At 66.3% G+C, this 11,770-nt stretch carries 8 protein-coding genes; 6 read left to right on the top strand and 2 right to left on the bottom strand.

The annotated features are described in order from the left end of the window. Positions 1–34: 34 nt before the first annotated feature. The 3 genes from prsT to OIK44_RS04640 are packed head-to-tail and all read left to right on the top strand — an operon-like array spanning position 35 to position 6,001. Positions 35–2,818, top strand: coding sequence for an XrtA/PEP-CTERM system TPR-repeat protein PrsT (prsT, locus tag OIK44_RS04650; protein ID WP_273669534.1), 2,784 nt, complete (start codon positions 35–37; stop codon positions 2,816–2,818). A 22-nt stretch (positions 2,819–2,840) separates the two neighbouring features. Continuing rightward, complete coding sequence (locus OIK44_RS04645) at positions 2,841–5,255, top strand: hypothetical protein (RefSeq protein ID WP_273669533.1); 2,415 nt, start codon at positions 2,841–2,843, stop codon at positions 5,253–5,255. Next, positions 5,252–6,001 (top strand): S1 family peptidase, encoded by a 750-nt coding sequence (locus tag OIK44_RS04640; protein ID WP_273669532.1) that lies wholly within the window; start codon positions 5,252–5,254, stop codon positions 5,999–6,001. The genes OIK44_RS04645 and OIK44_RS04640 overlap by 4 nt, the downstream gene beginning before the upstream one ends. On the opposite strand, the gene OIK44_RS04635 is transcribed toward OIK44_RS04640, so the two are convergent. Beyond that, positions 5,998–6,744, bottom strand: coding sequence for an N-acyl amino acid synthase FeeM domain-containing protein (locus OIK44_RS04635; protein ID WP_273669531.1), 747 nt, complete (start codon positions 6,742–6,744; stop codon positions 5,998–6,000). The genes OIK44_RS04640 and OIK44_RS04635 overlap by 4 nt on opposite strands. Before the next feature lie 126 nt (positions 6,745–6,870). After that, positions 6,871–7,494, bottom strand: a complete 624-nt coding sequence (locus OIK44_RS04630; protein WP_273669530.1) for an XrtA/PEP-CTERM system exopolysaccharide export protein — start codon at positions 7,492–7,494, stop codon at positions 6,871–6,873. A gap of 236 nt (positions 7,495–7,730) precedes the next feature. Between OIK44_RS04630 and OIK44_RS04625 the strand changes: the two genes are divergently transcribed. The 3 genes from OIK44_RS04625 to OIK44_RS04615 all read left to right on the top strand — a co-directional run bounded on the left by OIK44_RS04625 (position 7,731) and on the right by OIK44_RS04615 (position 11,759). Next, entirely contained in the window at positions 7,731–9,260 is a 1,530-nt protein-coding gene (locus tag OIK44_RS04625; RefSeq protein WP_273669529.1) for an XrtA system polysaccharide chain length determinant, read from the top strand. A gap of 116 nt (positions 9,261–9,376) precedes the next feature. Beyond that, positions 9,377–10,234 (top strand): XrtA-associated tyrosine autokinase, encoded by an 858-nt coding sequence (locus tag OIK44_RS04620; protein WP_420213815.1) that lies wholly within the window; start codon positions 9,377–9,379, stop codon positions 10,232–10,234. Then, positions 10,218–11,759: a TIGR03016 family PEP-CTERM system-associated outer membrane protein gene (locus tag OIK44_RS04615; RefSeq protein WP_273669528.1), complete on the top strand. Its 1,542-nt coding sequence runs from the start codon at positions 10,218–10,220 to the stop codon at positions 11,757–11,759. The genes OIK44_RS04620 and OIK44_RS04615 overlap by 17 nt, the downstream gene beginning before the upstream one ends. The last annotated feature ends 11 nt before the right edge of the window (positions 11,760–11,770 follow it).

Genomic DNA, 11,770 nt, shown 5'->3' with positions numbered 1-11,770 from the left:
CGCGCGTTGCCGTCCAACCGACCTGGAGAACATCATGCCCCGTCACCTCCCCGCCCTGGCGACGCTGTCGCGCAGCGTCCTTTGCGCGGCGCTGCTGCTGGGCGCGCAGGCCGGCTGCCACCGGCGGCCGAGCACGGTCGAACTGATCGCCGAAGCGCAGCAATACCGCCACAGCGGCCAGTTCAAGGCCGCCATCATCGAATTGAAAAACGCGCTGCAGGCGGCGCCGGACGACCGGGCGGCCCGCCAGTTGCTGGGCGAGCTGTATATCGACGCCGGCGATCCGCTGTCGGCCGAAAAAGAGTTGCGCCGCGCGCTGGCGCTGGGCGCCACGCCGGTGCAGATCATGCCCGCGCTGGGCAAGGCCATGCTCATGATGGGCCAGACCGACAAGGTGCTGGCCGAAATCCGCCTCGCCCCGTCCAGTCCGGAGCAAAGCGAGGTGATCGCGCTGCGCGCCAATGCCTATCTGGCCGGCGGCGACCTCGAACAGGCGCAAGTGCTGTTCGAGCTGCTGCTGCGCAAGCGGGCCGACGCCGCCGAGGCGCTACTCGGCCTGGCCCGCATCGCCATTGCCGGCGGCGAGCCCGACAAGGCGGCCGGCTTGATCGAACGGGCGCTGGCCAGCCACCCCGAGGACCTCGACAGCCTGCGCCTGAAGGGCGATCTGCTGCGCCTGCAAGGCAAGAGCGACGCCGCCGCCGGCGTGTATCAACAGATATTGCGGCTGCGGCCGGACAATGCCATCGCCCATGTCGACCTGGCCAATCTGCACATCCAGGCCGGCAAATTCGCCGAAGCCAAGCGGGAAATCGAGGCGGCGCGCAAGAGTGCGCCAAATAGCGTGATCGTGCTGCACGTGCAAGCCTTGCTCGACTTCCGCGAAGGCCGCAACAAGGCCGCCCTCGAAGGGCTGCAACAAGTGTTGCGGGCTGCGCCGGAACACATGCCCAGCGTGCTGCTGATCGGCGCCGTCCAGCTGGCCCTGGGCGCGCCGCAGCAGGCCGAGCGGCATCTGCTGCGTTTTTTGGAGGCGAACCCGAAACACATCTATGCGTCGAAAATGCTGGCCAGCATAGCCTTGAAATCCGGCGACCTGGACAAGGTCCTCGGCATCATCGAGCCCCTGCTGCAAGCCAGCCCGGACGACATCGAATTGCTGTCGCTGGCCGGCGAAACGCAGATGCGCGCGCGCCGCTTCGCCCAGGCCGCCGCCTATTACGAGCGCGCCAGCACATTGTCGCCCGACGCCGCCCCGCTGCATGCGGCGCTGGCGGTGAGCCGCCTGGGCATGGGCGAGAGCGTGCGCGCCATCGCCGAACTGGAGCGCGCGACGGCGCTGGACGGCAAGCAGACGGAAACGGGCATCATGCTGGCCATGACCTTGCTGCGCAATAAGGAATACGACAAGGCGCTGGCGACGCTGCAGGCGATGGAGCAGCAGCAGGCCGCCAATCCGCTGATCTACAATCTGAAGGGCGGCGTCCACCTGGCCAGGAACCAGTTGGGCGAGGCCCGCGCCGCCTTCGAGCAGGCGCTCGGCCTCGACCCGCTCTACCTGCCGGCGCTGGAAAACCTGGCCCAGCTCGACCTGTCCGAAAAAAAACCGGAGCAAGCCCGCAAGCGCTTCGAGGCGGCGCTGGCGAAAGAGCCGAAAAGCGCGCCGCTGATGACGGCGCTGGCCAAGCTGGCGTCGTCGCAAAAGAATCCGGCGGAGGCGCTGCGCTGGCTGGAGCGCGGCAGCAGGGACAATCCCGAGGCGCTGGCGCCGGCCGTCCTGCTGAGCAGCTACTACCTGCAGGCGGGCGAGATCAACAAGGCGCTGACGCTGGCGCAGAAACTGCAGGCCAGCCACCCCGACAATGCCGATCCGCTGGCGCTGCGGGCGCAGATCGAATACAGCAGCGGCGACCTGGCGGCGGCGCTCAACAGCTACGGCAAACTGGCGCGCCTGCAAACGGCCTCGCCCATGCTGCACATGCGTATCGCGGCGATCCAGATGGCGCTCAACGACTTGGCCGGGGCGCTGCAGTCGGTGCGGCGCGCGCTGACGCTGCAACCGGACTTGCTGGACGCCGAAGTGACCGAGGTGGCCTTGCTGCTGGCCAAGGGCAGCCACGCCGAGGCGCTGGCGGTGGCGCGGGGCCTGCAGAAGCGCCACGCCGAACTGCCGGCCGGCTTCAAGCTGGAAGGCGACGTGCTGATGGCGCAGAACAAGCCGCTGGCCGCCTTGAAGCTCTACGAACAGGCTTACGGCATCAGCAAGATCGGCCCGCTGCTGGTCCAGGTGCACCGCGCCCTGGTCCAGGCCGGCAAAAACCAGGAGGCAAGCGCCCGCATCGGCGCCTGGCTGCGCGACAATCCGCAGGACTTGTCGACCCGCTTCTATCTGGCGGGAAGCAAGCTGGTGGACAAACAATACAAGGCGGCCATCGACGAATACGAGAAACTGTTGCAGCAAGACCCGAACAACATCGTTGCCTTGAACGACCTGGCCTGGGCCTACCAGCAAGCCAAGGACAAGCGCGCGCTGCCCACGGCCGAGCGCGCCTATGCGCAGCAGGCGGCCAATCCGGCCGTCCTCGACACGCTGGCCTGGATACTGCTGGAACAGGGCGGCACGGCGCGCGCCCTGCCCCTGCTGCAAAAAGCCAGCACGCTGGCGCCGCACTCCCCCGAAATCGCCTACCATCTCGGGGCGGCGCTGTGGAAGTCCGGCGACAGGAAGGCGGCCCGCAGCCAGCTCGAAAAACTGCTGGCGGCCAATAAGGAATTCCCCAGCCGCGCCGATGCCCAGGCGCTGCTGGCGCAACTGTAGAGCGCCCCACCACGCGCGCGCCGTGAGCGGCCCACTCGTCCTCGCCGGCAAGCCGCTGGCCATCGCCTGCGGCGCCGCCTTCATGTATGCGCTGTGCTTCTACCCGCTGGAGCGCACCTGGCTGGCGCCGATCCTGGCTTTGTACATTGCCCTGCTGTGCTGGCGCCCCCAGCTCTGGCTGTTCGCCCTGCCGGCGCTGCTGCCGGCCCTTGACCTGGCGCCGTGGACCGGCTGGTTCTTTCTGGAAGAAATCGACTTGCTGTTGCTGGCCACGGTGGCGATCGGCTACTGGCGCCTGGCCGACCAGCCGCCGCTGGCGCGCCTGCCCGCCCTCGCCGCCGCCTGCATCGCCGCCCTGACACTGGTCTGGCTCTTCGGCATGCTCAAGGCCATGCTGCCGCCGCCCGCCATCGACGTCAACGCGTTCAGTAATTACCTGAGCCCCTACAACAGCCTGCGCGTCGGCAAGTCCTGGTGCTGGGCCGTGCTGCTGCTCCCCTTGCTGACGCGCACGGCCGGATGCGGCCTCGTCAATCTGCGCCGCCTCTTCCTGCCCGGCATGCTGACCGGGCTGGCCCTGGTCGGCCTGGCCGCGCTGCGGGAACGCGCACTGTTTCCCGGCCTGCTGAATTTTTCCAGCGATTACCGCACCACGGCGCCGTTTTCCGCCATGCACACGGGCGGCGCGGCGCTGGATGGCTATCTGGCGCTGAGCCTGCCTTTCGTCGCCGCATGGCTGCTGACGCCGCAGCCACGGCCCAGGACGGCGGCCGCGCTGGCGCTGCTGGCGCTGGGCGCCTACGCCGCCCTGACGACATTTTCGCGCGGCCTCTTTGCCGCCCTCGCCTGCTCCCTGCTCTTGCTGGTGCTGTTTCCGCTGCGGCTGGCGCTGCGCAGCCCCGCAGCCGAGCGGCGCAGCGTGCTGGCCGGCGCGCTGCTGGCCCTGCTCGGCGCCGCCGCGCTGGCGCGCATGTTCGCCGGCAGCGGCTACCGCGGCATGGCGGCGGCCGCCGTGCTGCTGGCCGCCGCCGCCATGCTGGCCACGCTGCCCTTGCCGCGCCGCCTGCTGCCGGCCTCCTTCGTCTGCGCCAGCGCCGCCGCCGCGCTGCTGGGCGCGGCACTGACGGCGGCCGGCCTGCCGGAGCGCGGCATGCTGGCGCCGCCCTATCTATTATTTCTACTTGCCGCGCTGACGTTCGGCGCCGCCTTCCTGCGCCTGCGCCTGGCGCCGACGCAAGAGCAAGATGTCGCCAGCGTCGCGCTGATCGCCTTCACCTGCCTGCTCTACGCCACCGTATGGATCGCCTGGCACTGGGCCGGCCGCGCGGCGCTGGCGCCGGCCGCCCTGGTCGCCGCGCTGGCCGTGCTGCCGATCGCCATCAACGCCCGGCTGCGCCGCCCGCTATGGCGGTTGCAGGGCGGCGGGGCCATCGCCGCCGCCGGTGCCGCCGTGTTGCTGCTGCTGGCCATACCGGTGAGCGCCAGCTATTACGCCGGCGAACGCTTCGCCACCACGGCCGGCGACCTGCGCCACCGCCTGCGCCATTGGCAACAGGCGCTGGCGATGATGGACGACGACGGCGCGACCCGCGCCTTCGGCATGGGCCTGGGCACCTTCCCCGTCAACTACTTCTGGCGCCATCCGCAGGGCGAACTGCCCGCCACCCTCGAATATGCCGACGAACCGGGCAACCGCTTCGTGCGCCTCGGCACGGGGCAATATACGCTCGGCTACGGCGAGGTGCTGCGCCTGTTGCAGCGCGTCGAACCGCGCCCGCGCACCCGCTATGTATTCGCGCTCGACGTGCGCCGGCGCGGCCCGATGCCGGTGCTGCAGGCGGCGCTGTGCGAACGCCTGTTGCTGTATCAGCAAAACTGCGTCAGCGCGCCGCTGCGGCTGCCGCCGGGCGGCGCCGGCTGGCGCCACTACCGGATGGTGCTCGATTCGGCCACGCTGGGCCGGGGCGCCTGGGCCCTGCGCGCGCCCGTGCAGCTAGAAATCGCCGCGGCCGGCCCGCACGGCAGCGTCGACATCGACAACCTGAGCCTGCGCGACGAGGCGGACAACGGCGAACTGCTGCGCAACGGCGGCTTCTCCGACGCCAACAACTACTGGTTCTTCAGCAGCGACCGCCAGCATCTGCCCTGGCACATCAAGAATTTCGCGCTGAACCTGTATTTCGAGCTCGGCTGGGCCGGCCTGCTGGCGATGCTGTCGCTGCTCGCCTGCGCGCTCGGACAACTGGCGCGGCCGGCGTGGCGCGGCGACGCGGCGGCGCCCGTGTACATGGCGGCGCTGGCCGGCTTTCTCGTCGTCGGCCTGTTCGACAGCCTGCTCGACGTGCCGCGCGTGAGCCTGCTGTTTTTCCTCGTCCTGTATTGCTCCATCGCGCAGCCCGCCGGCGGCGCGCCACCGCCCAAGGGAGTCGCGCCATGAAAACCGCCGCCGCATTGCTTTTCCTGGCCGCCGCCGCGCCGGCCGGCGCCGACCAGCTGGCGCGCGTCATCGAAAGCGTCAAACCGTCCATCGTCGGCATCGGCAGCTTCCAGAAAACCCGCAGCCCGGCGCTCATTTTCGTCGGTACCGGCTTCGTCGTCGGCGACGGCCTGACGGTGCTGACGGCCGCCCACGTGGTGCAAAAAACCCTCGACATCGAAAACCGCGAAACCCTCGGCATCCTCGTCGGCCAAGGCGACACGGCGCAATTTCGCTCCGGCGTCGTCACCGCCGTCGACAAGGAACACGACCTGGCCCAGTTGCGCGTGGTCGGCGCTGCCTTGCCGGCGCTGCAACTGGGCGACTCGGCCAAGGTCCAGGAAGGCCAGGCGATGGCCTTCACCGGCTTTCCCCTCGGCGTCATCCTCGGCCTGCACCATGTGACGCACCGCGCCACCGTGTCGGCCATCACGCCCGTCATCATGCCGCCGCAGAGCGCGCAAAAGCTCGACGCCAAGCTGCTCAAGCCGCTGCAAAAACCCGTCTACTCGGTGTTCCAGCTCGACGGCACGGCCTACCCCGGCAGCAGCGGCAGCCCTTTGTACGACCCCGATACGGGGCTGGTCTACGGTGTCATCAACATGGTCTACGTCAAGGGGCTGAAGGAAGCGGCCATCAGCGCGCCCAGCGGCATCACGTATGCGATCCCTGGCAATTTCATCCGCGAACTGCTGCCGCGGCGCTAGGTTCGCCCCTGTTTCAGCCTTCCCGTGATACCGGGCTCGTCCCAAGTGGGGAAGAAATACGGGTAGAACGAGCGTTCACTGCCATGCAACTCCATCAAGCCGCCGTATTTACGGATCTGCTCGCCCATATAACTGAGGTCCAGGTGCAGCAGCACGGCCGGCGCGCCCACGCGCGTGCACGGCCGTTCGCCGCCGAAGTCCTGGAAGCCCAGCATGCGCTTGTAGAACACCACGTGGCGGGGATTGACCTCGATCACATAGTCGGTGTAACCGTGGATATTGTGGGCGTAAATATAGGAAATGTGGATCAGCGCGGCGAACACGCGCTTGGTGACGCCCTTGTCGATGGCCAGGCGCGACGGCTCGCACAGCAGCCGGCCGCGCTCGCGCAGCTCGTCGAGCTTGTCGCGGAAGTTTTCATCGGCCGGCAGGCCGCTCTCCGCGTCGTCCAGGCACAGCGTCATCGTGCCGACGGTGGCGCCCTCGGTTTCGGCGAACAGCGTGATTTTGTTGAGCGCGTGGCTGGCGTCCGGATCGACGGAATAACCGCGCCAGCCGTACATCTTCTTGATCAGCAGGCTGGCCGCCTCGCGCTTGCCGCGCGAATTGGCCATACGGATGTTGAAGCGTTGCTGGTCCAGATTGTGGTCGAAGGCGGGATCGACTTTACCTTCGCCGACGACCAGATCGCTCATGCCGGCCGTTGTCTCGAAAGAAATGATAGGTTGATCATCTTGGCTCATCTTTTTCCTCCCATTGTGTTTGGTGGCAACCCGCCGTAACCGAAGGCGAGCTGAACCCAATGCCGTGTGACAATGGAAAAAATGAAGAAGTTCCCGACTATCTAAAAAATATTCACCGGCGCCGGCTCAAAAAAAGCTTTCCGGTATCAACAACACATCGCCCGGACGCATGTTGACATTGGCCGAAATGTCGCCGTTCTTGAGCAAATCGTTCAAGCGCACCGGCAATTTGTATTGCTTGCCATCGCGTACACGGATGATGCTGGCCTTGTTGCCGGCGGCAAATTCGGTGACGCCGCCGACGGCGATCAGCACGTCCATCAGCGACATGCCGAGACGGTAAGCCAGGGCCTGCGGCTTGGCCGCCTCGCCGATGACGCGGATTTGCTCCGAATACGGTCCGACGAAGCCGGTGACGATGACCGTGACCACCGGTTGCTGGATGAATTTCGCCAGCGCCTTCTCGATGTCGCGGGCCAGCTCGGTCGACGTCTTGCCGCTGGCCTGCAAGTCCTCGACCAGCGGCGTGCTGATCTTGCCGTCCGGCCGCACCGACACCGACAGCGACACCTCGGGGTTGCGCCAGACGATGATGTTGACGGAATCGCCGGGGCCGATCAGGTAGTCGCCGCTGGGCGGCGGCTCCTCCGGCGGCGGCGCCAGCGAGCGCCCGGCGCAGCCGGCCAGCAGTCCGAGCGCAAGCGCAGCGCCGCACAGTTTTTTTGCGAATTCACGCCGGTGGCGGTTCATGGGAGCGCCCTTTTCTCGAATGGATGGAAGTTCAGGAGCAGAATCGCTGAAAACCCGACAGCGCACCCCTTATCCATATGATTGATAAGAAGATACCCGGCGCTCTTGACATGCCTCAACAAGCGCACAGGTTAAAGGCGTTTTGCCGATGGCCGGCCATATAATTTGTCCGGTAGTGTAGCGATGCGCCGGACGCAATCGAATACGATAATGGCGGCACCTAGGGGAGACTGGAAATGGAGGAATTGATTGAACAATTACTTTCCAGTCTAAAAGGGATTTGGAAATACCGATGGCACGGCGTCGTCGCCGCGTGGCTGGTGGCGCTGGTCGGCTGGGCCAGGGTTGCCAGCATGCCGGACGACTACCAAACGACGGCACGCATCTTCGTCGACACCCAGAGCATCCTCAAACCGCTGCTGTCCGGCATGACCAGCATCCCCAACATCGAACAGCAAGTGTCCATCATGAGCCGCACCCTGCTCAGCCGCCCCAACGTCGAGCGCGTGATGCGCATGGTCGACCTGGACCTCGACGGCAAGACCACGCGCGACCACGAGCAGCAGCTCGACGAGTTAATGAGCAAAATCAAAATCACCGGCACCAATACCTACGATATTTACAGTATCGCGTATAACAACAAGAATCCGAAACTGGTGCGTGACGTCGTGCAGTCCTTATTGACGATATTCGTCGAAAGCAGTTTCAAGGGGAAACAAGGCGATTCAAAAAAAGCCATCGACTTTATCGAAGAACAGATCAAAAATTATGAAGACAAATTGTCGGCCGCTGAAAATCTGGTCAAGGATTTCAAAATAAAGAATAACTTACTGCTGCCGCGCCAGGGCATTGATTACGGCAGCCAGTTATTAATGGCCTCGGACAGTTTAAATAATGCCAAACTGGAATTGACGGAGGCGGAACAGAGCCGCAATGCCATCAAAAACCAGGTGTCCGGCGACGAGCCCCTGCTCGACATGGAGTCGAGCGTGTCGGCGATCGACAATCCGGAAATCGACGGCCGCATCGCCGCGCTGAACAAGAACCTCGATACGCTGAGGATGCAGTACACCGAATTGCATCCCGATATCATCGCGGCCAAACGCCTGGTCGCCCAGCTGGAGGCGCGCAAGCTGGAGGAAGCCCAGACCCGTTCCGCCAACCCCGATCCCGGCAAAAATTACAGCCCGATGCTGCAACAGTTGAAAGTCGCGCTGACCGAAGCCGACGCCAGGGTGGCGGCAATCACGGCCCGCGTGCGCGAATATGGCCTGCGCTACGAGCGGCTGCTGGCGCAAAGCAACGCCGTGCCCGAGGTGGAATCGCAACTGGCCCAGTTGAACCGCGACTACCTGATCAACAAGGACAACTACGACAAGCTGCTGGCGCGGCGCGAGGTGGCGAAACTGTCGGGCGAGCTCAGCTCGGCGACCGAAATGATGACCTTCAAGATCATCGATCCGCCGACGGTGCCGTTCCGCCCCATCGGCCCGAACCGCCCGCTGCTGTTCAGCGCCGTGCTGGCCGGCGCGCTGCTGGCCGGCGCCGCCGCCGCGCTGCTGATCAGCCAGATCCGCCCAACCTTCCTCAGCCCCAGCCAGTTGCGCGAGGCGAGCGGCTTGCCGGTGCTGGGCACCGTGTCGATGAACTGGACGGCCGCCGAGAAAGTCAAGCGTAAACGCGGCCAGTACGGCTTTGCCGCCTGCGCGGCCAGCCTGTTTGTGTTGTATGGCGGCGTGATGGCAGCGGTTTTGCTTAGAGTCTAGCCTCCATAGTTGTCCGCTCCTCAAGTAATGAATATGCAGCCCAGGTCAGCAGGCGCACTTGCCGCCGTTGCCTCGGTGCGACAGCGCTTCCCCGCAGCTTTGCGAAAGGTGACACGGTGAACATCCCAGAACAATCGGCAGACGCCGCCGCGCCGCCGCCCGGCCCGCACCTCGGCGTAGCGCCCGATCCTTACGACAACGCGGCCGCGGCCGGCGCCGCGGCGCGCCAGCCGTCCCCGCATGCCGGCCCGGCACCGGCCAAATACTGCAATATCAACCTGGGGCGCCTGCAGCAACTGGGCATGGTGACCCATGACGGCGGCCGCACCTCGGTGGCCGAGGACTTCCGCATCATCAAGCGCCCGCTGCTGCGCAATGCGCGCGGCGGCGCCGGCGCTATCCGCCACGGCAACCTGATCGTCGTCACCAGCGCGCTGCCCGGCGAGGGCAAAACCTATTGCGCCGTCAATCTGGCGATGAGCATCGCCATGGAAATGGACATCACCGTGCTGCTGGTCGACGCCGACGTGGCGCGCCCGTCGGTGCTGAAGGTGCTGGGACTGGAGCCGGAACCGGGCTTGATGGATATTCTGCTCAGCGACAAGCTGGAATTGGCCGACGTGATCCTGAGAACCAATGTGGCGACGCTGAGCATCCTGCCGGCCGGGCGCAGCAACCGCCACGCCACGGAATTGCTGGCCAGCCGCGCCATGAGCGTCCTGCTGGCCGACATCGCCAACCGCTACGCCGACCGCATCGTCATCTTCGACTCGCCGCCGCTGCTGATGACCAGCGAGGCCAGTGTGCTGGCCGCCCAGATGGGCCAGGTGGTCATGGTGGTCGAGGCGGAAACGACCACCCAGCACGCCGTCAAGGAGGCGCTGCGGCAAATCGAGGGCTGCGCCAACGTCAACCTGATCTACAACAAAACCAGGGCGTTTCCCGGCGCCGACTATTATGGCTATTACGAGTAGCCAGCGGACGGCGCCGCCGCGCGCCGGTGCGTGGGGGCTGCTCATTATTGTCGTGCTCGCCGTACCGGCGCGCGCCGCCGACTGGAGCGTGGCGCCAGCGCTGCGCCTGCGCGAAAGCTATTCCGACAACGCCCTGCTGGCGCCGCCGGAACAGGCCAGGGGCGATTTCATCAGCGAGATTTCACCATCCCTCGTCGTCCACGGCAAAGGCCCGCGGCTACGGCTGGACCTGGCCTACAGCCTGCAACAAATACTCTACCAGCGGCGCCCCGACCGCAGCAACCACCAATTGCAGGCCGACGCCAACGGCGAGCTGCTGCAAGACTGGCTCTACGTCGACGCCCGCGCCAGCGTCAGCCAGCAAAACGTCTCGGGCTTCGGCCCGCAGGCCCTCGACAACCTGGCCGTGCCCGGCAGCCAAAGCACGGTCCAGGCGACGCAGATCAGCCCCTATCTGCGACGCCACCTGCGCGGCCTGGGCAGCGCCGAGCTGCGCTACACCCATGCCGAAGTCAGCAACGGCGACGCGCTGTTGACGGTGAAAACCGACGAGTTGCTGCTCGACCTGGTCGGCGACACCGGCGCCGGCGGCCTGGGCTGGGACGCCCACCTGGACCGCCGCCAGACCCGCAACCGGCGCCAGGGCACGCGGCAGGCGAGCAAGGCGGCGCTGTCGCTGCGCTACATGCTGAGCAGCCATTTCAATGTCTTCGCCAGCGCAGGCTATGAGCGCGAGGCTTACGCGGCGGCCGACGGCGCGGCGCCGGGCGGGCGCCACTGGTCGCTGGGCCTGGGCTGGTATCCTTCGAACCGCAGCAACATCGTCGTCAGCGCCGGCAAGCGCTTCTTCGGCAACACCTATGCCGTCGACGCCAACTACCGCAGCCGCCGCATCAACTGGTCGCTCGGCTACCACGAAGACATCAGCAACACGCCGGCGCAGCTGCTGCGCCTGTCGGCGGGCGAAACGGCCAATCTGCTGGACCAGTTGTGGAGCGGCGCGATGCCCGATCCCCAGCTGCGCAGGCGCCGCGTCGACACCTTCATGCGTTTTTCCCAGTTGCTCGGCCCGGACGTGGGCGCCGTCAACTATTTCAGCGAACATTACTACCTGCAGAAGCAACTGAGCCTGTCGATGGCCGCGGCGACGCCGAAAAGCACGCTGGTGCTGGGCCTCACGGCGACGCGCCGCACGGCGCAGAGCAAGATCGGCATCGACAGCCTGCTGCTGCCCGACCTCAGCGCCGCGCTGGAGGAGCGCACCCGCCAGCTTGGCGCCAGCGCCGGCTGGAACTGGCGCCTGTCTTCACGCAGCAGCGTCAACGCCAGCGCCGCCTACGGCGCCATCGAGTCGCTCGGCCTCGGCCGCAAAGACCGCAACCTGGCCCTCAGCGTCGGCATCACGCGCACCCTGCAGCCGAAACTGACGGCCGCGCTCGACCTGCGCCGGGTGCAGCACAGCAGCAACCGCGGCGGCAACTACCGCGAAAACGCCATCAGCGCCAGCCTGATTTTTCAGCTATAGGAAGCAGCGCC

The sequence above is a fragment of the Janthinobacterium fluminis genome, from assembly GCF_028595325.1.
GTDB lineage: Bacteria > Pseudomonadota > Gammaproteobacteria > Burkholderiales > Burkholderiaceae_D > Janthinobacterium > Janthinobacterium fluminis.
The sequence above is the reverse complement of the archived record's forward strand: the minus strand, read 5'-3'. Positions and strand labels throughout refer to the sequence as shown.